Annotated in this window: 20 protein-coding genes and 1 tRNA gene; 16 read left to right on the forward strand and 5 right to left on the reverse strand. The window is 66.0% G+C overall.

The features are described 5' to 3' along the window. Positions 1-61: 61 nt before the first annotated feature. The gene (locus ACFIMZ_RS07755) at positions 62-1,735 is read right to left on the reverse strand and encodes an electron transfer flavoprotein-ubiquinone oxidoreductase (RefSeq protein WP_431822115.1); all 1,674 of its coding nucleotides are present in this window, start codon (positions 1,733-1,735) and stop codon (positions 62-64) included. Positions 1,736-1,911: 176 nt separating this feature from the next. Between ACFIMZ_RS07755 and ACFIMZ_RS07760 the strand changes: the two genes are divergently transcribed. Both ACFIMZ_RS07760 and ACFIMZ_RS07765 read left to right on the forward strand, forming a co-directional pair. Beyond that, a complete protein-coding gene (locus ACFIMZ_RS07760; protein WP_042583788.1) occupies positions 1,912-2,688 on the forward strand; it encodes an SDR family oxidoreductase in 777 nt (258 codons plus the stop codon). A 48-nt stretch (positions 2,689-2,736) separates the two neighbouring features. Then, complete coding sequence (locus ACFIMZ_RS07765; RefSeq protein WP_431822116.1) at positions 2,737-3,168, forward strand: acyl-CoA thioesterase; 432 nt, start codon at positions 2,737-2,739, stop codon at positions 3,166-3,168. A gap of 32 nt (positions 3,169-3,200) precedes the next feature. Here ACFIMZ_RS07765 and ACFIMZ_RS07770 read toward each other — a convergent pair whose 3' ends face one another. Further along, positions 3,201-3,746, reverse strand: a complete 546-nt coding sequence (locus ACFIMZ_RS07770; RefSeq protein ID WP_431822117.1) for a LuxR C-terminal-related transcriptional regulator — start codon at positions 3,744-3,746, stop codon at positions 3,201-3,203. Between the two features lie 227 nt (positions 3,747-3,973). Here ACFIMZ_RS07770 and ACFIMZ_RS07775 point away from each other — a divergent pair, with 227 nt between their 5' ends. Together ACFIMZ_RS07775 and ACFIMZ_RS07780 are read left to right on the forward strand one after the other, a co-directional pair. Continuing rightward, positions 3,974-4,678 (forward strand): CoA transferase subunit A, encoded by a 705-nt coding sequence (locus ACFIMZ_RS07775; protein WP_059617121.1) that lies wholly within the window; start codon positions 3,974-3,976, stop codon positions 4,676-4,678. 1 nt (position 4,679) lies between these two features. Next, positions 4,680-5,321, forward strand: coding sequence for a CoA transferase subunit B (locus ACFIMZ_RS07780; protein ID WP_076476091.1), 642 nt, complete (start codon positions 4,680-4,682; stop codon positions 5,319-5,321). Positions 5,322-5,441: 120 nt separating this feature from the next. Here the strand turns inward: ACFIMZ_RS07780 and ACFIMZ_RS07785 are convergent, their stop codons facing one another. From ACFIMZ_RS07785 to ACFIMZ_RS07795, 3 genes are read right to left on the reverse strand one after another with little or no spacing between them, the layout of a single operon-like run. Then, entirely contained in the window at positions 5,442-6,158 is a 717-nt protein-coding gene (locus tag ACFIMZ_RS07785; RefSeq protein ID WP_431822118.1) for an SDR family oxidoreductase, read from the reverse strand. Between the two features lie 34 nt (positions 6,159-6,192). Continuing rightward, positions 6,193-7,233, reverse strand: a complete 1,041-nt coding sequence (locus ACFIMZ_RS07790) for a polysaccharide deacetylase family protein (protein WP_431822119.1) — start codon at positions 7,231-7,233, stop codon at positions 6,193-6,195. After that, positions 7,217-7,774 carry an ester cyclase gene (locus ACFIMZ_RS07795; protein ID WP_431822120.1) on the reverse strand — a complete coding sequence of 186 codons (558 nt, stop codon included), beginning with the start codon at positions 7,772-7,774 and terminating at the stop codon, positions 7,217-7,219. Before ACFIMZ_RS07795 ends, ACFIMZ_RS07790 begins: the two co-directional genes overlap by 17 nt. Before the next feature lie 137 nt (positions 7,775-7,911). Between ACFIMZ_RS07795 and ACFIMZ_RS07800 the strand changes: the two genes are divergently transcribed. The 12 genes from ACFIMZ_RS07800 (at position 7,912) to ACFIMZ_RS07855 (ending at position 20,438) form a co-directional block, all read left to right on the forward strand. After that, entirely contained in the window at positions 7,912-8,820 is a 909-nt protein-coding gene (locus ACFIMZ_RS07800) for a LysR family transcriptional regulator (RefSeq protein WP_431822121.1), read from the forward strand. Positions 8,821-8,970: 150 nt separating this feature from the next. Next, positions 8,971-9,876, forward strand: a complete 906-nt coding sequence (locus tag ACFIMZ_RS07805) for an alpha/beta fold hydrolase (RefSeq protein ID WP_431822122.1) — start codon at positions 8,971-8,973, stop codon at positions 9,874-9,876. A gap of 66 nt (positions 9,877-9,942) precedes the next feature. Further along, a complete protein-coding gene (locus tag ACFIMZ_RS07810) occupies positions 9,943-10,296 on the forward strand; it encodes a RidA family protein (RefSeq protein ID WP_042583797.1) in 354 nt (117 codons plus the stop codon). Positions 10,297-10,344: 48 nt separating this feature from the next. Then, on the forward strand, positions 10,345-12,582 hold the full coding sequence (locus ACFIMZ_RS07815; protein ID WP_431822123.1) for a RelA/SpoT family protein: 2,238 nt from the start codon (positions 10,345-10,347) through the stop codon (positions 12,580-12,582). An 89-nt stretch (positions 12,583-12,671) separates the two neighbouring features. Next, positions 12,672-12,748, forward strand: a tRNA-Val gene (locus ACFIMZ_RS07820). Between the two features lie 267 nt (positions 12,749-13,015). Then, complete coding sequence (gene thrS / locus ACFIMZ_RS07825) at positions 13,016-14,923, forward strand: threonine--tRNA ligase (protein WP_431822124.1); 1,908 nt, start codon at positions 13,016-13,018, stop codon at positions 14,921-14,923. 49 nt (positions 14,924-14,972) lie between these two features. Further along, complete coding sequence (gene infC / locus ACFIMZ_RS07830; RefSeq protein ID WP_071767396.1) at positions 14,973-15,497, forward strand: translation initiation factor IF-3; 525 nt, start codon at positions 14,973-14,975, stop codon at positions 15,495-15,497. Between the two features lie 190 nt (positions 15,498-15,687). Next, entirely contained in the window at positions 15,688-15,885 is a 198-nt protein-coding gene (gene rpmI / locus ACFIMZ_RS07835) for a 50S ribosomal protein L35 (RefSeq protein WP_004191477.1), read from the forward strand. 30 nt (positions 15,886-15,915) lie between these two features. Further along, on the forward strand, positions 15,916-16,275 hold the full coding sequence (gene rplT, locus ACFIMZ_RS07840; RefSeq protein WP_004192938.1) for a 50S ribosomal protein L20: 360 nt from the start codon (positions 15,916-15,918) through the stop codon (positions 16,273-16,275). A 149-nt stretch (positions 16,276-16,424) separates the two neighbouring features. Then, entirely contained in the window at positions 16,425-17,438 is a 1,014-nt protein-coding gene (pheS, locus tag ACFIMZ_RS07845; protein WP_029226579.1) for a phenylalanine--tRNA ligase subunit alpha, read from the forward strand. Positions 17,439-17,522: 84 nt separating this feature from the next. Further along, positions 17,523-19,952 carry a phenylalanine--tRNA ligase subunit beta gene (gene pheT, locus ACFIMZ_RS07850; RefSeq protein WP_431822125.1) on the forward strand — a complete coding sequence of 810 codons (2,430 nt, stop codon included), beginning with the start codon at positions 17,523-17,525 and terminating at the stop codon, positions 19,950-19,952. Between the two features lie 84 nt (positions 19,953-20,036). Continuing rightward, entirely contained in the window at positions 20,037-20,438 is a 402-nt protein-coding gene (locus tag ACFIMZ_RS07855) for an integration host factor subunit alpha (RefSeq protein WP_010092556.1), read from the forward strand. The last annotated feature ends 6 nt before the right edge of the window (positions 20,439-20,444 follow it).

Consider the following 20,444-nt stretch of genomic DNA (forward strand, 5'->3'; position numbering starts at 1 on the left):
GCACCCCGTTTCGTTTGGGCGGCGAAAAAAAACGCCGCTCGAGGCGGCGCTTTCCGGCGCATTACATATTCGGGTAGTTCGGTCCGCCGCCGCCTTCCGGCGTGACCCACACGATGTTCTGCGTCGGGTCCTTGATGTCGCAGGTCTTGCAGTGCACGCAGTTCTGCGCGTTGATCACCAGCCGGTCGCTGCCGTCGTCGTTCTTCACGAATTCATACACCGCCGCCGGGCAGAACCGGCCTTCCGGCCCCGCGTACGTGCGCAGGTTCACGTCCACCGGCACGTTCGCATCCTTCAGCGTCAGGTGCGCCGGCTGGTTTTCCTCGTGGTTCGTGTTCGAGATGAACACCGACGACAGCCGGTCGAACGTCAGCTTGCCGTCCGGCTTCGGATACTCGATCGGCTCGCACTGCGACGCCGGCTTCAGCATCTCGTGGTCCGCGTGCTTGTGATGCAGCGTCCACGGCACGTTGCCGCCCATCACCTTCTGCTCAAGGCCGACCATCAGCGTGCCGAGGTACAGCCCCTTCGCCATCCACTGCTTGAAGTTGCGCGCGCGGTACAGCTCCGTGTACAGCCACGATTGCTTGAACGCATCCGGATACGCGTTGAGCTCGTCGCTCTGACGGCCGGCCTGCACCGCGTCGAACGCCGCGTCGGCCGCCAGCATGCCGGTCTTGATCGCCGCGTGGCTGCCCTTGATCCGCGACGCGTTCAGGAAGCCCGCGTCGTCGCCGATCAGCGCGCCGCCCGGGAACACCGTCTTCGGCAGCGACAGCAGCCCGCCCGCGGTGATCGCGCGCGCGCCGTACGATACGCGCTTGCCGCCTTCGAGGAACGCGCGGATCGACGGGTGCGTCTTGTAGCGCTGGAATTCCTCGAACGGCGACAGGTACGGGTTCGTATAGCCGAGGCCGACCACGAAGCCGACCACGACCTGGTTGTTGTCCATGTGGTACAGGAACGAGCCGCCGTAGGTATCGGACTTCAGCGGCCAGCCGGCGGTGTGGATCACGAGGCCCGGCTTGTGCTTGGCCGGATCGATTTCCCACAGTTCCTTGATGCCGATCCCGTACGCCTGCGGATCGGCGTTCGCGTCCAGCTTGAACTTCGAGATCAGCTGGCGGCCGAGATGGCCGCGGCAGCCTTCCGCGAACAGCGTGTACTTCGCGTGCAGCTCCATGCCGAGCTGGAAGTTCTCGGTCGGCTCGCCGTCCTTGCCGATGCCCATGTTGCCGGTCGCGACGCCCTTCACGGAGCCGTCGTCGTTGTACAGGATCTCGGCGGCCGGAAAGCCCGGGAAGATCTCGACGCCCAGCGCCTCGGCCTGTGCCCCCAGCCAGCGCGTGACGTTGCCGAGCGAGATCACGTAGTTGCCGTGATTCTTGAAGTTGTCCGGCAGCGCCCAGTTCGGCGTCTGCATCGCGCTCTTCTCGGACAGGAACAGGAAGCGGTCTTCGGTCACCTCGACGGTGAGCGGCGCGCCCTGTTCCTTCCAGTCGGGGAACAGCTCGCTGATCGCGCGCGGGTCCATCACCGCGCCCGACAGGATGTGCGCGCCGATTTCCGAGCCCTTCTCGAGCACGCAGACGCCGATCTCGGCGCCTTTTTCAGCGGCGAGCTGCTTGAGCCGGATCGCCGCGGACAGCCCGGCAGGGCCGCCGCCGACGATCACGACGTCGTATTCCATCGATTCGCGCGGGCCGTATTGCGCGATGAGGCTTGCGGGGGTCATTGGCGTTCCTCTAACCGTTAGAATGCTTTTATTCGGGAGCGTATTGTCTGCGAAACGAAACGCTTGCCGCAACAGCATGCGGATAGATTAGCACGATCGTTCTATTTTTGTGCTAGGGTTATGCCGCATGGGCCAGGCCGTCCGCGGCGGAGAAACGACATCGAAAGGGGTGTGCAATGGGTCGGTCGATCAATCTGGAAGGCAAGGTCGCGTTGGTGACGGGCGCTTCGAGCGGGCTCGGCCAGCGCTTTGCGCAGGTGCTGTCGCAGGCGGGCGCGAAGGTCGTGCTCGCGAGCCGGCGTGTCGAGCGGCTCAAGGAGCTGCGCGCGGAGATCGAGGCGGCGGGCGGCGCGGCGCACGTGGTGTCGCTCGACGTCACCGATGTCCAGAGCATCAAGGCGGCCGTCGCGCATGCCGAAACGGAAGCCGGCACCATCGATATCCTCGTCAACAATTCGGGCGTGTCGACGATGCAGAAGCTCGTCGACGTGACACCCAGCGAATTCGAGTTCGTGTTCGACACGAATACGCGCGGCGCGTTTTTCGTCGCGCAGGAAGTCGCGAAGCGGATGATGATGCGCACCAACGGCAACGGCAAGCCGCCTTACAGGATCATCAACATCGCATCGGTGGCCGGCCTGCGCGTGTTCTCGCAGATCGGCCTGTACGCGATGAGCAAGGCCGCGGTCGTGCACATGACGCGCGCGATGGCGCTCGAATGGGGACGTCACGGCATCAACGTCAATGCGATCTGCCCGGGTTATATCGATACGGAAATCAATCACTATCTGTGGGAAACCGAGCAGGGCCAGAAGCTGCAGTCGATGCTGCCGCGCCGGCGCGTCGGCAAGCCGCAGGATCTCGACGGGCTGTTGCTGCTGCTCGCGGCCGACGAGTCGCAGTTCATCAACGGCTCGATCATCTCCGCCGACGACGGCTTCGGCCTCGCGTGACCGGACGATTCACAGCAACAGCAACACTCAGCAACACAGATGACTGCAATGAGCGATTACTCCCCTGTTTTCGAGATGTCGATGCCGATCCGCTGGGGCGACATGGACGCGTTCGGACACGTGAACAACACGGTCTATTTCCGCTACATGGAACAGGCGCGGATTTCCTGGTTCGAGACGCTCGGCGTCGCCGGCGGCAACGGCGAAGGGCAGGGGCCGGTCATCGTGACCGCGTCGATGGAGTTCCTCAAGCAGTTGCACTACCCGGGCGACGTGATCGCGAAGATGTCGGCCGCGAAGCCGGGGCGCAGCAGCTTCGATACCGGCTTCGAGCTGACCCGCGCCGATGATCCGCACCACGCCTACGCGCGCGGCAGCGCGCGCTGCGTGTGGGTCGACTATGCGCTCGGCAAGTCGGTGCCGTTGCCGCAACTGCTGCGCGACACGATCGAGCGCGCGCTCGCCGCAAAGATCGGCTGAAGTCCGGGCGCGACGGCCTGCCGTCGCGCCGCTCAATGGCCGAGCAGGCGCTGCAGCAGTTCGGCCGTATTCCCCGTCCCGTATTTGCGCATCAGCCGTGCACGATAGATGTCGACCGTGCGCGAGCTGATGTCGAGCACCCGGCCGATCTGCTTGCTCGTCTTGCCGGTCGCGAGTTGCGCGGCGATCTCGCGCTCGCGCGGCGTCAGCTCGACGGCGACCAAACGGGTCGCGCTCAGGTCCTCGAACGTCCAGACGCCGGCCGCGAGCGGCGCGGTGCGATCCAGCGCGCGGCCCGTCACGTGGCACCAGAACAACTCGCCATCGGCGCGCTTCATGATCCGGTCGTCCGCATAGCTGCCGTTCACGACCATCACCCGCGAAATGCGCTCGCCGATCCGCTGGAATTCGTCCGACGACGGGTAGAGCACCTCGTACGATTTCCCGATCAGGTCGGCGCGCGTGCAGCGGAAGATCGCCGCGACCGCGTCGTTGCAATCCTCGATCACGCGGTCGCGCGACATGACGAGGCCGATCGGCGCGAGATGGAAGGCGGTCTGGTAGTCGAGGGCGGGCATGGAAGCGGGCGAGCGATGGCAAATGCTTATGTATTTTTGCGTATTGTGCCGCATCCGCGCCGCATCGTACCCTTTCAGGCATCTCGCGGCGCTTGCCGCGGCATAAGAAGAAGCGCGTCGTCACGGCAGGCTTGGCCGTGCATGCATAGAATGATGCGGCGGGCTCGTGAGCCACGCCGGCGCGCGCACCCAGTTTCGCTGGTTTCCATAGAGGAAGGGACATACAGATGAATAAAGTCTATCCAAGCGCGGCGGCCGCGCTGGAAGGGATCGTCCAGGACGGACAGACCTTCGCGGTGGGCGGCTTCGGCCTGTGCGGCATTCCCGAGGCGCTGATCGGCGCGTTGCGCGATTCGGGCGTCAAGGGCATCACCTGCATCAGCAACAACGCGGGCGTCGACGGCTTCGGTCTCGGCCTGCTGCTCGAAACGCGCCAGATCAGGAAGATGATCTCGTCGTATGTCGGCGAGAACAAGGAGTTCGAGCGCCAGTACCTGGCGGGCGAGCTGGAGCTGGAATTCACGCCGCAGGGCACGCTCGCCGAGAAGCTGCGCGCGGGCGGCGCCGGCATCCCCGCGTTCTTCACCAATACCGGCTACGGCACCGTGATCGCGGAAGGCAAGGAAACGCGCCAGTTCGGCGATCGCCACTACGTGCTCGAGCCGTCGCTGACGGCCGACGTCGCGCTCGTGAAGGCGTGGAAGGCCGACAAGTCGGGCAACCTGATCTTTCGCCGCACCGCGCGCAACTTCAATCCGATGTGCGCGATGGCGGGCCGGATCACGGTCGCCGAGGTCGAGGAGATCGTCGAGAACGGCGAGCTCGATCCGGACCAGATCCACACGCCGGGGATCTTCGTGCAGCGGCTCGTGCTGAACGCGACGCCCGAGAAACGCATCGAACAACGCGTCGTGCGCGCGAAAGGAGACTGACATGGCTTGGAATCGTGACCAGATGGCCGCGCGCGCGGCGAAGGAACTGCAGGACGGCTTCTACGTGAACCTCGGCATCGGCCTGCCGACGCTCGTCGCGAACCACGTGCCGGAAGGCGTCGAAGTATGGCTGCAGTCGGAGAACGGCCTGCTCGGCATCGGCCCGTCGCCGACCGAGGACGAAGTCGACGCCGACCTGATCAACGCCGGCAAGCAGACCGTCACGACGCTGCCGGGCTCGTCGATCTTCTCGTCCGCCGATTCGTTCGCGATGATCCGCGGCGGCCACATCAACCTCGCGATCCTCGGCGCGATGCAGGTCAGCAAGCAGGGCGACCTCGCGAACTGGATGATCCCGGGCAAGATGATCAAGGGGATGGGCGGCGCGATGGACCTCGTCGCCGGCGTGAAGCGCGTCGTCGTGCTGATGGAGCACGTCGCGAAGGGCGACCAGCACAAGATCCTCGAGGAATGCAACCTGCCGCTGACGGGCGTCGGCGTGGTCGACCTGATCATCACCGATCTCGGCGTGATCGAAGTGACGCCGGCTGGCCTCAAGGTGATCGAACTCGCCGACGGCGTCAGCGTTGACGAGATCCAGGCGAAGACCGGCGCACCGCTCGACGTGAGCGCGGTCGCGTAAGCCCCGCGCGCGCATCCGGCGCACCCTTCGGCGCCCCGCATTCCCGACGGAATGCGGGGCGCTCGTCATTCGGGCGCACCGAATGAGCTGCCGCGGTCGTGGCACGGCTGACGGCGCGCGTCACGCAATCGTGCCGCCGCCGTCGACCAGCACGGTCGAGCCGGTTGCGTAGGGCGTCGTCGCCAGATAGACGATCGCGTTCGCGACGTCTTCCGGCCGGCCGACGCGGCGGGCGGGCAGGCGTTGCGCGGCGTTCGCAAACAGTGCGTCGCGCGCGTCGGGGGCGAGCTTGTCCCACATCGGCGTCGCGATCAGGCCCGGCGACACGGTATTCACGCGCACCGGCGCCAGTTCGAGCGCGAGGCCGCGGGCGAGCGCCTCGAGCGCCGCGTTGATCGCGCCCTGCAGCACGGACGACGCGCTCGGCCTCGCGCTAAGGAAACCCGACACGAACGTCAGCGAGCCGCCCGGCGCGATGTCGATTGCGCGTGCAATGCGATACGCGCCCCAGAACTTGCTGTTCATCGCGGCTTGCGCGTCGTCGAACGGCAGCGATCGGACCGGGCCGGCGGCCGTCCGGGCGGCGGAGATCACGACGTGGTCGAACTGGCCGGCCCGCGCGCAGAACGCGTCGACGGCCGCGGTATCGGTGACGTCCAGGGTTTCGCGGCGCACCGGGCTGCCGGGTGAAGCGGCGACGGCGGTCGCCTTGCGCGGGTCGCGCGATGCGATCGTCACGGTTGCGCCGCGTTGCGCGAAGGCTTGCGCGGCGGCGGCGCCGATGCCGGAGCTGCCGCCGACGACAAGGACTATCCTGCCATTGAGTGAATCGTTCATGATGGTCGGTTCGGATGAGAATGGGCGCGTTCGCTCAGATGGTTTCGGTTTCGCGCAGCGTCGACGGGCTGCCCAGCGCGTAGCGCGCGATGTGGTCCTTGCGCATGAAGGCCACGCCCGGATGGGAACGGGCGTAGCGCAGGAACGCGTCCCACGCGCGCACCATCTGCGGCGTGCCGCTGATCCGGTCGTGCGCGCTGATCGACATCAGCCTGCGCCGTTGCCCGGCTTCCGCGTATAGCTGGTCGAAATCGAGCTTGATCTGTTCGAGAAACATCGACGGCGAATAATTGCGGCCCTCGATCAGCAGGATGTCGTTGTTGCGCAGCGTGTACGGCACGACCACGAAGTCGCGCCCGTTGACCGCCTCGATGAACGGTTCGTCGCGGCTGACGTCGTCGATGTGATAGACGTAGCCGAGTTCCTGCAGCAGCGACAGCGTGTTCGGGCCGCGCCGCAGCCAGTTGCAGTTGTAGCCGATCGGCCGCTGGCCGGTCGCGGCTTCCACCATGTCGCAGGCGTCGAGCAGGAAGCGCCGCTCGTCGTCGCGGCTCATCGCGAATTGCGAGCGCCAGCTCGGCCCGTGCGCCGATGCCTCGTGACCGCGCGCGACGATCTCGCGCGCCAGCTCGGGGCGATGCCGCACCGCTTCGCCGATCATGTGCGACGTGACCTTGACGTCGTGCCGGTCCCACAGGTCGAGCAGTCGCGGGATGCCTTCGCGGTAGCCATACGCGAACCAGGTGCCGGACGCGAGGTCGGCGGGCACGGACGGCGGGAACGCGACGGGCGGAAACGGGCTGTCCGCGCCCTTGGGCGGCTGGCCGCCTGCTTCGAACTGCATCGAGATCGAGATCGCGAGGCGGATGCCGTCGGGCCAGAACGGTCCCGCGCCGAGCGGCGTGGCAGGGGTGGCGCCGGCGGTCGCGGCGCCGGCCGGCGTGGTGGTCGCGCCGAGCGCGAGGCCGGCGGCCAGTCCCGCGCCGGCGCCTGCCTGCGCGAGAAACGTGCGCCGGCCGGGGCGCATGGAGGGATCGATGGGCGTCATCGCGGCATCCTCAGTTGGCGAGGCCAAGCTGGCGCATCAGCGTCAGGTTGGCCTCGATGTGCCAGTTGTCGGCGATGCGGCCGTCCGCGATCCGGTAGATGTCGGTCGTGATGAAGTCGACCGGCTGGCCGTGCCCGGCGGTGCCGTTGAAGGTCCCCGTGAAGTGCCCGCGAAAGTGCAGGTGAACGACGACGCGATCGCCGGCCACGATCATCTGCTCGATCTCGCAACGCAGGTCCGGCACCGCCGCGCGCATCGTGCGGGAGGCGGCGAGCGGCCCCGGCAGACCCTGGGCGCGTCCGGCAGGCAGCGTGCGGTCGGTGAAGTCGGGCGCGAGCGCCGCGCGGGCGAGCGCCGTGTCGCCGGTGTCCCAGAACGTGCCGTAGCGGCGCGCGGCGAGAACCTGCGCGCTTGCCTGCGCGGCGGGCAGGCCGGCGGCGACCGTCAGCTCGCGTGGCGTGACGAGATCGTCGGCTTGCGCGGCCGTGGGCGGCAGCGCGGCCGCAACCAGCGCGGCGGCGAGCAGGCGGGCGGTGAGGCGGCCGGCCGGACGGAAAAGGGCGGACATCGGATTCTCCTGTTTGTGAAGAGGCGTCGGGTCAACGCGTGATGACCATGGTAAGTTTCCGTTTTAGATGTAAATACGGGGCGATTTCGAATGGATTATTCGAAAATTGGAAAGGGTGGCGAAGCGCGAGGGCCGCGTTGCTGATCGACGACCTGCCGGCGCTCGAAACCTTCGCGCGCATCGTGTCGGCGGGCAGCCTGTCGGCGGCCGCGCGAGAACTCGACCTGTCGCTGTCGGTGGTCAGCAAGCGGCTCGCGCACCTCGAGTCGCGGCTCGGCGTGCGCCTGCTGCACCGGACGACGCGGCAGCAGACGCTGACCGACGAAGGCGCGCAGTTCCACGCGCAGGTGCTGCGCATCCTGGCCGAACTCGAGCAGGCCGAAGCGCTGATGCAGGATCGGCGCGGCACGGTGAGCGGCCTGCTGCGCGTGACGGCGCCGGGCGAGCTCGGCCGCTTGCGGCTTGCGCCGCTCGTCGCCGAGTTTCAGCGGCAGCATCCGCAGGTCACGGTGCAGCTGATGCTGACCGATTCGGTCATCGACCTGCTTGCGCACGAGATCGACGTCGCCGTGCGGATCGGCAGCCTGGCCGACTCGTCGATGATCGCGCGCGAGCTCGCGCCGAACCGCCGCGTGCTGTGCGCAGCGCCTGCGTACCTTGCCGAGCACGGCGAACCGGCGCATCCGGGCGAACTGTGCCGGCATCGCTGCATCGTGATGGGCGAGCAGACGCGCGCCGGGTGGCGGTTCGATGGCGACGGCGGCGCGGTCGAGGTCGAGGTGACGGCGGCGCTGCTGACGAACGACGGCGGCGCGGCGCGCACGCTGGCGCTGTCGGGCGCAGGCATCGCGCTGAAGTCGATCTGGGATGTTGGTCCCGATCTCGAGGCGGGCCGGCTCGTCCGCGTACTGCCTGCGTATGCGGCGCCGGCCGCGCCGTTGCACGCCGTGTATCCGGGCGGGCGGCATCTTGCGTTGCGCGTGCGCGCGTTCGTCGATTTCGTGCGGGAGCGGTTGCAGGCCGAGTGGTGCTGGGACGAAGGCTGATGCGTTGCAGGGGCACGCGTCCGCGCGCGATGCGGCGGCGCTCGCCCGGCGTCGAGACGGCCCCGTGAGCTGAAGCGGTTTACAATCGATCGCATCGGGCGGCGAGCCGTTTGCGCCGCCGCGCAGCGCCCGTTCGACAGGATGCCAACGATGCCAACGATCTCAGCGAACCCCGTGGTACCCCGCCAGCGGCGCGTGCAGTGCGCGAGCGCTGTCGGCCTTCACCACGTCGCGTACACCGAATGGGGCGATCCCGCCAATCCGCGCGTGCTGGTCTGCGTGCACGGGCTGACCCGCTCGGGGCGCGATTTCGACCGGCTCGCCGCGGCGCTTGCTGATACGTATCGCGTCGTGTGCCCGGACGTCGTCGGGCGCGGCCGCTCCGACTGGCTCGCGGATCCGCGGCTCTATGCGATTCCGCAATACGTGGCCGATATGGTCACGCTGATCGCGCGCCTCGACGTCGATTCGGTCGACTGGTTCGGTACGTCGATGGGCGGCCTGATCGGTCTCGCGCTCGCGGGGCTGCCGGGCTCGCCGGTGCGGCGGATGATCGTCAACGACGTCGGCCCGCGGATCGAGCCGGATTCGCTCACGCGCATCGGCGAATACCTCGGCGTGCAGCCGCGCTTCGCGACCGAGCAGGAAGGCGTCGATTACCTGACGTCGCTGTCGCTGCCGTTCGGCGCGCTCACCGGCGACGAATGGCGCGAGATCAATGCGCCGCTGCTGCGCGAGCTGCCCGAAGGCGGCTGGACGATCCGCTACGACCCGCGGATCGCGGAGCCGTTCAAGGCGACGACGCCCGAGCTGGCCGCGCTCGGCGAGGCCGCGCTGTGGCGCGCGATCGAAGCGACGGACGCGACGCTGCTCGTCGTGCGCGGCGCGGCGTCCGACCTGCTGTCGCGCGAGACGGTCGCGGAAATGACGCAGCGCGGCCGGCATGTGTCGCACGCGGAAATCGCCGGCGTCGGCCACGCGCCGGCGTTCATGAGCGCGGACCAGATCGCGCTCGCGCGCGGGTTTTTCCTCGAAGAGGGCGCAACCGCGTCATAATATGCGGTTCGGCGGCGCGGGCCGTGCCGCCGAGCGATTCATCCATTCATTCAAGCGGAACATTCCATGGCAGTTACTCGTCACCACGTCGGCGCCCGTCTTTCCGAAATCGCGATCCACAACGGCACCGTGTACCTTGCCGGCCAGATTGCCGAAGACACGACCCAGGACATCAAGGGCCAGACGCGCGAAGTGCTTGGCCACATCGACCGCCTGCTCGCGGAGGCGAACAGCGACAAGGCGCATCTGCTGTCGGTGCAGATCTATATTTCCGATCTGGCGAACTTCGCGGGCATGAACGAAGAGTGGGACGCATGGGTCGCGCCGGGCAACACGCCGCCGCGCGCCACCGTCGAGGCGAAGCTCGCGGATCCCGCGCTGCTCGTCGAAATCGTCGTCGTTGCTGCGCAGCGGAGCTGACCTGAACTGAATGTCGTCGCTGACGACCATGCTTCACCGGGCTGCATGATGACTGCCGATACCGTTTCCGCTTCCTCCGCCGCGTCGCCGTCGTTCGACGACGTGCTCGCGTTCGTGCGCGAGCATGCGGGCGACGCGCGCCTGTCGTCGGGCGAGCTGCTCGCCGACCACGCGGCCGGCACGGCGTCGATCATGGGCACGCTGAACGTCGATCCGCCCGCGGTGCAGGCGGCGGCGCTGTTTGCGCTGACGCCGCACCTGAACGATCCGGAGCGCGAGCTTGCCGCGCGGTTCGGCGACGAAGTCGCGCGCCTCGTGTCCGATGTGCGCAAGCTGCTGCGGCTCGGCACGATCAGCCTGCGCGTCGCGCAGAACGCGGCGCCGGAGGCCGGACGCGACGCCGCGGCCGAGCGCCGCGCGCAGATCGAGGCGCTGCGCAAGATGCTGCTCGCGTTTGCGCAGGACATCCGCGTGGTGCTGATCCGGCTCGCGTCGCGGCTGCAGTCGCTGCGCTACTACGCGGCGGCGAAGGTCGCACCGCCGCCCGACGTCGCGCGAGAAACGCTCGAGATCTACGCGCCGCTCGCGAACCGCCTCGGCATCTGGCAACTGAAATGGGAGCTGGAGGATCTGGCGTTCCGCTTCGAGGACCCGGTCACGTACAAGCGGATCGCGAAACTGCTCGACGAGAAGCGCGTCGAGCGCGAGGCGTATGTCGCGGAGGCGATCGAGAGCCTGCAGCGCGAGCTGGCGGCCGCGCACATCCAGGCGGAGGTGAGTGGCCGGCCGAAGCATATCTACAGCATCTGGCGCAAGATGCGCGGCAAGGAGCTCGACTTCTCCGAGCTGTACGACGTGCGCGCGTTCCGCGTGATCGTGCCGGACATCAAGGATTGCTACACGGTGCTCGGCATCGTGCATCACCTGTGGCAGCCGGTGCCGAAGGAGTTCGACGACTACATCTCGCGTCCGAAGCCGAACGGCTACAAGTCGCTGCACACGGTCGTGATCGGCGACGACGGGCGCGCGTTCGAAGTGCAGATCCGCACGCACGAGATGCACAACTTCGCGGAATACGGCGTCGCCGCGCACTGGCGCTACAAGGAAGCCGGCGCGCGCGGCTACGGCGGCCAGTTCTCCGCAAGCGACAAATACGACGAGAAGATCGCCTGGCTGCGCCAGCTGCTCGCGTGGAAGGACGACGTCGAGGACGGCGGGGGCGCGGCCGGCGGCAAGGCGTGGGCGCAGCTGCGCGAGGCGACGCTCGACGACGACCACATCTACGTGCTGACGCCGCAGGCGCGCGTGATCGCGCTGCCGCAGGGCGCGACGCCGGTGGATTTCGCGTATCACCTGCACAGCGAGCTGGGCCACCGCTGCCGCGGCGCGCGCGTCGACGGCGCGATGGTGCCGCTCAACACGCCGCTCGCGAACGGCCAGACGGTCGAGATCGTCGCGGTGAAGGAGGGCGGGCCGTCGCGCGACTGGGTGAATCCGCAGCTCGGCTACCTGAAGAGCCCGCGCGCGCGGCAGAAGGTGCGTGCATGGTTCAACGCGATCGAGCACGAAGAGAACATCGCGCACGGCCGCGCGCTCGTCGAAAAGACGCTGCAGCGCGAAGGCAGGACTTCGGTCAATCTCGACAACCTGGCGGCGAAGCTCGGCTTCAAGACGCCGGAGGAGCTGTTCTCGGTCGTCGGCAAGGAAGAGTTCAGCCTGCGCAACGTCGAGCACGCGCTGTCCGATGCGCCGCCGCCCGAACCCGCGCCCGAGGCGCCTGCCGATTTCGAGAAGCGCAGCAGCGGCGCGAGCGTCGCGCACGGCGCGTCGACCGGCGTGCTGGTGGTCGGCGTCGACGCGCTGCTGACGCAGCTCGCACGCTGCTGCCGGCCCGCGCCGCCCGATCCGATCAGCGGCTTCGTCACGCGTGGCAAGGGGATGTCGATCCATCGCAGCGATTGCGCGACGTTCCGCCGGATGGCGGAGCGTGCGCCGGAGCGCGTGCTGCAGACCACCTGGTCCGCGGATGTGCTGGGCGGCCGCGGTGCGTCGGTCTATCCGGTCGACCTGATGATCGAGGCGACCGACCGGCAGGGGCTGCTGCGCGACATTTCGGAAGTCTTCGCGCGCGAGAAGCTCAACGTCGTCGGCGTGAAGACGCAGACTCGCCGCAATGCGGCATTCATGCAGTTCACGGTGGAGATCTCGAACTCGGCGCAGGTGCAGCGAGCCTGCTCGCTGCTCGGAGAAGTGCAGGGCGTCGTCCGGGCCGGCCGGAAGGCGTGACGCCTGGGGCCGGATCGACATTATTTTGCTGCGATTGCATAAAAACCCTTGCCAAGTGAATTACAGCTCCATATAATTTCAGCTTCTTCAGGCTCGTAGCTCAGCTGGTTAGAGCACCACCTTGACATGGTGGGGGTCGTTGGTTCGAGTCCAATCGAGCCTACCAACGAACAGGAGCATCCGGTTTCCGGGTGTTCGAAGCAGTAAAAACTCAACGCGTACAAGGCGAATACGGTTATGACACCGCGAACGTTGACCGAAACCACTTCGGAGCGACGCTAGTCGAGGAACGTTTTCGCCCTTGCGGTTTGAGTGAAGTATCGAATGCGGCCCCTCGAAAGCGGGGCCGCATTTTTTTTGTCGCGAAAATTTCGCGCGTGACTTACATCGCGTGCTTGGTCTGCCGCCCACTGACGGCATCACGGAGATTGCTATGGTTTCGATACGCTTGCCTGACGGCTCAGTTCGACAATACGAGCATCCGGTGACAGTCGCCGAAGTGGCGGCCTCGATCGGTCCCGGTCTCGCAAAGGCTGCGCTCGGCGGCAAGCTCGACGGCGAGCTCGTGGATACGTCCGCGGTGATCGACCGCGACGCGTCGCTCGCGATCGTCACGGACAAGGACGCCGACGGTCTCGACATCATCCGCCACTCGACGGCGCACTTGCTCGCCTATGCGGTCAAGGAGCTGTATCCGGACGCGCAGGTGACGATCGGGCCGGTGATCGACAACGGCTTCTACTACGACTTCTCGTACCACCGTCCGTTTACGCCGGAAGATCTGGAAAAGATCGAAAGGCGCATGCAGGAGATCGCTAAGAAGGACGAGCCCGTGACGCGCCGCGTCGTGTCGCGCGACGAGGCGGCGGGGTACTTCCGCAGCATCGGCGAGAAGTACAAGGCCGAGATCATCGAGTCGATTCCGCAGAGCGACGAGATCAAGCTGTATTCGCATGGCGGCTTCACGGATCTGTGCCGCGGCCCGCACGTGCCGTCGACGGGCAAGCTGAAGGTCTTCAAGCTGATGAAGGTCGCGGGCGCGTACTGGCGCGGCGACTCGAAGAACGAGCAACTGCAGCGCATCTACGGCACGGCCTGGACCAAGAAGGAAGACCAGGACCAGTACCTGCACATGCTCGAGGAAGCGGAAAAGCGCGATCACCGCAAGCTCGGCAAGCAGCTCGACCTGTTCCACATGCAGGAAGAGTCGCCGGGCATGGTGTTCTGGCACCCGAAGGGCTGGGCGCTGTGGCAGCAGGTCGAGCAGTACATGCGCCGCCGCGTGAATGAAGCCGGCTACCTCGAGATCAAGACGCCGATGATCATGGACCGCTCGCTGTGGGAAGCGTCCGGCCACTGGCAGAACTACCGCGAGAACATGTTCACGACGGAGTCGGAGAAGCGCGACTACGCGATCAAGCCGATGAACTGTCCGGGGCACGTCCAGGTGTTCAAGCACGGCCTGCGCTCGTACCGCGACCTGCCGCTGCGCTACGCCGAATTCGGCTCGTGCCACCGCAACGAGGCGTCGGGCGCGCTGCACGGCCTGATGCGCGTGCGCGGCTTCGTGCAGGACGATGCGCACATCTTCTGTACCGAAGATCAGTTCATCTCGGAATCGATCGCGTTCAACACGCTCGCGATGAGCGTGTACAAGGACTTCGGCTTCGATCACATCGACATCAAGCTGTCGCTGCGTCCCGACCAGCGCGCGGGCACGGACGAGACGTGGGATCGCGCCGAGCAGGGCCTGCGCGACGCGCTGACGGCCTGCGGCCTCACGTGGGAGGAGCTGCCGGGCGAAGGTGCGTTCTACGGCCCGAAGATCGAGTACCACATCAAGGACGCGCTCGGCCGCTCGTGGCAGTGCGGTACGCTGCAGCTCGACATGGTGCTGCCGGAGCGTCTCGGCGCCGAGTATGTCGCGGACGACAGCAGCCGCCGCCGGCCGGTGATGTTGCACCGGGCGATCGTCGGGTCGATGGAGCGTTTCCTCGGCATTTTGATCGAGCACCACGCTGGTGCAATGCCGGCCTGGCTCGCGCCGTTCCAGGCAGTTGTGCTCAATATCGCCGAAAGTCAGGCCGAATATGCGCAATCTGTAGCCCAAACGTTGCAAAAACAAGGGGTTAGGGTGGTGGCAGATTTGCGCAACGAGAAGATTAGCTATAAAATACGCGAGCACACGCTGGAAAAGGTGCCTTATCTGCTCGTCGTGGGCGACAAGGAGCGTGATGCGCAAACGGTAGCCGTGCGTGCCCGTGGCGGCGTCGATCTTGGCGTGATGCCGGTCGAAGCCTTCGTTGAGCGTCTGCAGGAAGACCTGCGCTCGTTCAAGTAACCGCCCTGGCAGCGCGGCTCGTTTTTTTAATTTTTAGAGGAAACGTAACATCGCTACTGATAAGTCGTCGCATCGCATCAACGGTGAAATCACTGCGCCGGAAGTGCGTCTGGTCGGGATCGAGAACGAACCGCTCGGTATCGTAAAACTCGCTGATGCTTTCCGTAAATCGGAAGAACTGGATGTTGACCTGGTGGAAATCGCGCCTCAAGCGGTTCCTCCGGTGTGCCGTCTGATGGATTACGGCAAGTTCAAGTATCAGGAGTCCAAGAAGCAGCACGAAGCGAAGCTGAAGCAGAAGGTCATCCAGGTCAAGGAAGTCAAGTTCCGCCCGGGTACCGATGACGGGGATTACAACGTCAAGCTCCGCAATCTCATGCGCTTCCTCGAAGAGGGCGACAAGACGAAGATCACGTTGCGTTTCCGCGGCCGCGAAATGGCTCACCAGGAGATCGGCATGCGGATGCTCGAGCGTCTGCGCACGGATCTCGAGGAAGTCGGCCAAGTCGAGCAGATGCCGAAGATGGAAGGGCGCCAGATGATCATGGTGCTCTCGCCGAAGAAAAAGAAGTAACGGGCCCGCGCGCTTGTCGCGCAGGTTCGGAAGTGGTTCGGCGCGTGGCCCGGTCAGGGCGGCGCGTCAACAATGACGGCGGCTGCGCAAGCGGTTCGCCGTACACAAGTGGACTGGGTTTCGAAGGGCGGGTCAAGGGCGCAAGCCAACCGCACACCCATCGCCATCTAATAAACTGGAGTTGTTCGTCATGCCTAAGATGAAGACCAAGAAGAGCGCTGCAAAGCGCTTCGTGGTGCGTCCGGGCGGTACCGTCAAGCGCGGTCAAGCCTTCAAGCGCCACATCCTGACCAAGAAAACCACGAAGAACAAGCGTCACCTGCGCGGCGCCACGGCAGTTCATGATTCCGATCTGAACTCCGTCCGCGCGATGCTGCCGTTCGCGTAACCCCTCAATCGATACTCAAAGGAGAGAAACATGCCTCGAGTCAAACGTGGGGTAACCGCACGGGCCCGTCACAAGAAGATCATCAACCTGGCCAAGGGTTATCGCGGCCGCCGCAATAACGTCTACCGCATCGCCAAGCAGGCGGTGATGCGCGCTGGCCAGTACGCGTACCGCGATCGCCGCAACAAGAAGCGTGTGTTCCGCGCACTGTGGATCACGCGTATCAACGCGGCAGTTCGCCAGCACGACATGACCTACAGCGTGTTCATCAACGGCCTGAAGAAGGCGTCGATCGAACTCGACCGTAAGGTGCTGGCCGACATGGCGGTGTTCGACAAGGCTGCTTTTGCTGCGATCGTCAAGCAGGTGAAAGCCGCCGTTGCAGCCTAATTGCGAAATTAGCACTGCGTGGTTAGTTGCAGCGATGTTCCGGTAGTCTCGGCCGCTGCAGCGAAAACGGGGCTCTTCCGAGCCCCTTTTTTGTTTGGTGGAGCGATTTCGCTCGCCAAGACCGAATGACGTTGGAAATGATGGGATCTATGGATCTGGACCAGATTGTCGCCGACGCGCAGCAGTCCTTCGAACAGGCTGCCGACATCACCACGCTCGAAAACGAGAAAGCCCGCTTTCTCGGCAAGTCGGGTGCGCTGACCGAGTTGCTGAAGGGCCTCGGCAAGCTCGATCCCGAAGCACGCAAGACCGAGGGCGCGCGCATCAACGTCGCGAAGCAGCAGGTCGAAGCCGCGCTGACCGCGCGCCGCCAGGCGCTGGCCGACGCGCTGCTGAACCAGCGCCTCGCCGCCGAGTCGATCGACGTCACGCTGCCGGGTCGCGGCGCCGGTGCAGGCAGCCTGCACCCCGTGATGCGCACGTGGGAGCGTGTCGAACAGATTTTCCGCACGATCGGCTTCGACGTGGCCGACGGTCCCGAGATCGAGACCGACTGGTTCAACTTCACGTCGCTGAACAGCCCGGAGAACCATCCGGCGCGTTCGATGCAGGATACGTTCTACGTCGACGGCAAGGATGCCGACGGCCGTCCGCTGCTGCTGCGCACGCACACGAGCCCGATGCAGGTGCGTTACGCACGCATGAACCGCCCGCCGATCAAGGTGATCGCACCGGGCCGCACGTATCGCGTCGACAGCGATGCGACCCACTCGCCGATGTTCAATCAGGTCGAGGGGCTTTGGATCGACGAAAACATCAGCTTCGCCGACCTCAAGGGCGTCTATACCGACTTCCTGAAGAAATTCTTCGAGCGCGACGATATCCTCGTGCGCTTCCGTCCGTCGTATTTCCCGTTCACGGAACCGTCGGCCGAGATCGACATGATGTTCGAGCACGGCAAGAACGCCGGCAAGTGGCTCGAGATCTCCGGCTCGGGGCAGGTGCATCCGACCGTGATCCGCAACATGGGCCTCGATCCCGAGCGCTACATCGGCTTCGCGTTCGGCAGCGGCCTCGAGCGCCTGACGATGCTGCGCTACGGCGTGCAGGACCTGCGTCTGTTCTTCGAGAACGACCTGCGCTTCCTGCGCCAGTTCGCGTAACGCGAGCCGCCGCGCCGACTTGTGCCCGTGCGCGCTTCGCAGCGAGCCGGGCGTCGATCCAACCCGTTTCGAACGTAGACATCCATGCAATTCCCTGAATCCTGGTTGAGAACCTTTGTCGATCCGCAGCTGACGACCGATGAGCTGTCGCACGCATTGACGATGGCGGGGCTCGAAGTCGAGTCGCTGAGCAAGGCCGCGCCGCCGACGTCGAAGATCGTCGTCGGGCGGGTGCTCGAAGTCGTCAAGCATCCGGATGCGGACAAGCTCAATGTCTGCCAGGTCGACGCCGGCACGGGCGCGACGCTGAACATCGTGTGCGGCGCGCCGAACGTGGCGCCGGGCATCAAGGTGCCGGTCGCGCTCGTCGGCGCGGAGCTGCCGCCCGCCGAAGAGGGCGGCAAGCCGTTCGCGATCAAGCTGTCGAAGCTGCGCGGCGTCGAGAGCCAGGGGATGCTGTGCTCGGCGCGCGAGCTGAAGCTGTCCGAAGACCACAGCGGTCTGCTGATCCTGCCGGAAGACACGCCGGTCGGCCAGGACATCCGCGACACGCTGAACCTCGACGACACGATCTTCGAAATCAAGCTGACGCCGAACAAGGCCGACTGCCTGTCGGTGTTCGGCATCGCACGCGAGACGGCCGCGATCACCGGCGCGCCGCTGACGCCGGTCGACATCCGCCCGGTGCACGTCGAGCTCGACGAGACGCTGCCCGTCCGGATCGCCGCGCCGGACCTGTGCGGCCGCTTCTCGGGCCGCGTGATTCGTGGCGTGAACGCACGTGCGAAGACGCCGCAATGGATGGTCGAGCGCCTCGAGCGCGCCGGCCAGCGCAGCGTGTCGGCGCTCGTCGACATCTCGAACTACGTGATGTTCGAGCTTGGCCGCCCGTCGCACGTGTTCGACCTGGACAAGATCCACGGCGGCATCGAGGTGCGCTGGGGCAAGCGTGGCGAGTCGCTGAAGCTCTTGAACGGCAGCACGGTCGAGCTCGACGAGACGGTCGGCGTGATCGCCGACGACGCCCAGGTGGAGAGCCTCGCGGGCATCATGGGCGGCGACAGCACGGCCGTCACGCTCGACACGACCAACATCTATCTCGAAGCGGCGTTCTGGTGGCCGGACAGCATCCGCGGCCGCGCGCGCAAGTACAACTTCTCGACCGATGCGGCGCATCGCTTCGAGCGCGGCGTCGACTACGCGACGACCGTCGAGCACGTCGAGCGCATCACGCAGCTGATTCTCGAGATCTGCGGCGGCAAGGCCGGCCCGGTCGACGACCAGGCCGTCAACCTGCCGCAGCGCGCGCGCGTGTTGATGCGCGTGTCGCGCGCGAACCGCATCATCGGCGTGAAGATCGACGCCGATGAGATCGCGAACATCTTCACGCGCCTCGGCCTGCCGTTCGAGCGCGATGAAGACGTGTTCTCGGTCGCGCCGCCGTCGCACCGCTTCGACATCGAGATCGAGGAAGACCTGATCGAGGAAGTGGCGCGCATTTACGGCTTCGAGAAGATTCCGGCGCGTCCGCCGGTCGCGACGAGCGAAATGCGCGCGACCAACGAGACGCAGCGCTCGATCCACACGATTCGTCACGCGCTTGCCGCGCGCGACTACGCGGAAACGGTCAACTTCAGCTTCGTCGACGCGGAGTGGGAGCGCGATTTCGCGGGTAACGACAACCCGATCCGTTTGCTGAATCCGATCGCGAGCCAGTTGTCGGTGATGCGAACGACGCTGTTCGGCAGCCTGATCGCCGTGCTGCGCCACAACCTGAACCGCCGCGCGGACCGCGTGCGCGTGTTCGAGACGGGCCGCGTGTTCCTGGCCGACTCGTCGGTCACGGCGGGCGAACTGGCAGTCGCGGGCTACGCGCAGCCGAAGCGCGTCGGTGCGCTGGCCTACGGCCCGGCGCTCGACGAGCAGTGGGGCGCGGCGACCCGCGCGGTCGATTTCTTCGACGTGAAGGGCGACCTCGAGGCGCTGCTCGCGCCGACGTCCGCCCGTTTCGTGAAGGCCGAGCATCCGGCGCTCCATCCGGGCCGCAGCGCGCGCATCGAAGTCGACGGCCGCGCGGTCGGCTGGATCGGCGAGCTGCACCCGCGCCTGATGCAGAAGTACGAGCTGCCGCACGCGCCGGTGCTGTTCGAGATCGATGCCGACGCGCTGATCGCGCGCGCGCTGCCGGCGCCGACCGACGTGTCGAAATTCCCGCCGGTGCGCCGCGACATCGCGGTCGTGGTCGATCAGGCGGTCGAGGTCCAGGCGCTGTTCGACGAGATGAAGAAGGCGCTGGCCGACGAAGCCTGCCGATTCGTTCAGAAGGTTGTACTCTTCGACGAATTTCGTGCAAAATCAAATACTTCCGGTGGACTTGCCGCGCACGAGAAGAGCCTTGCCTTCCGCGTGACGCTGCAGGACGTGGCCGGCACGCTACAGGACGAGGTCGTCGATCAGGCGATCCAGACGCTTGTCGAGCGGATGGCTCGTGTGGGTGCGCGCCTGCGCGGTTAAGGCGCCCGGGTTGCCCGGGTGCGATGCCGCCCGGGCGGCCGGTTCCCCATCGTGAGTTTTGATTTAACGCGCTGTATGGCAGATATGAACGACATGACCTCGAGTGAATTCGAAGCCCTCCTGACGGCGCAACGCAGCGCCATGAACCGCGACGTTTCGGCGCCGGCGTCCACGGAGACGCCGACCCTGACGAAGGCGGAGCTGGCGGAGCTGCTGTTCGACAGCGTCGGGCTGAACAAGCGTGAAGCGAAGGACATGGTCGAGGCGTTCTTCGAAGTGATCCGCGACGCGCTCGAGAACGGCGAAAGCGTCAAGCTGTCGGGGTTCGGCAACTTCCAGCTGCGCGACAAGCCGCAGCGTCCCGGCCGCAACCCGAAGACGGGCGAGGCGATTCCGATTGCCGCGCGTCGAGTGGTCACGTTCCACGCAAGCCAGAAGCTGAAGGCGCTGGTCGAAAACGGCGCGGAGCCAAGCCCCGCGCGCTGACGTCTC

Origin of the sequence: Burkholderia sp. F1 (assembly GCF_050813845.1) — a bacterium.
GTDB classification, from domain to species: Bacteria; Pseudomonadota; Gammaproteobacteria; order Burkholderiales; family Burkholderiaceae; genus Burkholderia; species Burkholderia ubonensis.

Bases quoted from the DNA above. Each gene is read 5' to 3' on its own strand.
- ACFIMZ_RS07755 (WP_431822115.1), bottom strand. From the start codon at position 1,735: ATGACCCCCGCAAGCCTCATCGCGCAATACGGCCCGCGCGAATCGATG.
- ACFIMZ_RS07760 (WP_042583788.1), top strand. From the start codon at position 1,912: ATGGGTCGGTCGATCAATCTGGAAGGCAAGGTCGCGTTGGTGACGGGC.
- ACFIMZ_RS07765 (WP_431822116.1), top strand. From the start codon at position 2,737: ATGAGCGATTACTCCCCTGTTTTCGAGATGTCGATGCCGATCCGCTGG.
- ACFIMZ_RS07770 (WP_431822117.1), bottom strand. From the start codon at position 3,746: ATGCCCGCCCTCGACTACCAGACCGCCTTCCATCTCGCGCCGATCGGC.
- ACFIMZ_RS07775 (WP_059617121.1), top strand. From the start codon at position 3,974: ATGAATAAAGTCTATCCAAGCGCGGCGGCCGCGCTGGAAGGGATCGTC.
- ACFIMZ_RS07780 (WP_076476091.1), top strand. From the start codon at position 4,680: ATGGCTTGGAATCGTGACCAGATGGCCGCGCGCGCGGCGAAGGAACTG.
- ACFIMZ_RS07785 (WP_431822118.1), bottom strand. From the start codon at position 6,158: ATGAACGATTCACTCAATGGCAGGATAGTCCTTGTCGTCGGCGGCAGC.
- ACFIMZ_RS07795 (WP_431822120.1), bottom strand. From the start codon at position 7,774: ATGTCCGCCCTTTTCCGTCCGGCCGGCCGCCTCACCGCCCGCCTGCTC.
- ACFIMZ_RS07805 (WP_431822122.1), top strand. From the start codon at position 8,971: ATGCCAACGATCTCAGCGAACCCCGTGGTACCCCGCCAGCGGCGCGTG.
- ACFIMZ_RS07810 (WP_042583797.1), top strand. From the start codon at position 9,943: ATGGCAGTTACTCGTCACCACGTCGGCGCCCGTCTTTCCGAAATCGCG.
- ACFIMZ_RS07815 (WP_431822123.1), top strand. From the start codon at position 10,345: ATGACTGCCGATACCGTTTCCGCTTCCTCCGCCGCGTCGCCGTCGTTC.
- thrS (WP_431822124.1), top strand. From the start codon at position 13,016: ATGGTTTCGATACGCTTGCCTGACGGCTCAGTTCGACAATACGAGCAT.
- rpmI (WP_004191477.1), top strand. From the start codon at position 15,688: ATGCCTAAGATGAAGACCAAGAAGAGCGCTGCAAAGCGCTTCGTGGTG.
- rplT (WP_004192938.1), top strand. From the start codon at position 15,916: ATGCCTCGAGTCAAACGTGGGGTAACCGCACGGGCCCGTCACAAGAAG.
- pheS (WP_029226579.1), top strand. From the start codon at position 16,425: ATGGATCTGGACCAGATTGTCGCCGACGCGCAGCAGTCCTTCGAACAG.
- pheT (WP_431822125.1), top strand. From the start codon at position 17,523: ATGCAATTCCCTGAATCCTGGTTGAGAACCTTTGTCGATCCGCAGCTG.
- ACFIMZ_RS07855 (WP_010092556.1), top strand. From the start codon at position 20,037: ATGAACGACATGACCTCGAGTGAATTCGAAGCCCTCCTGACGGCGCAA.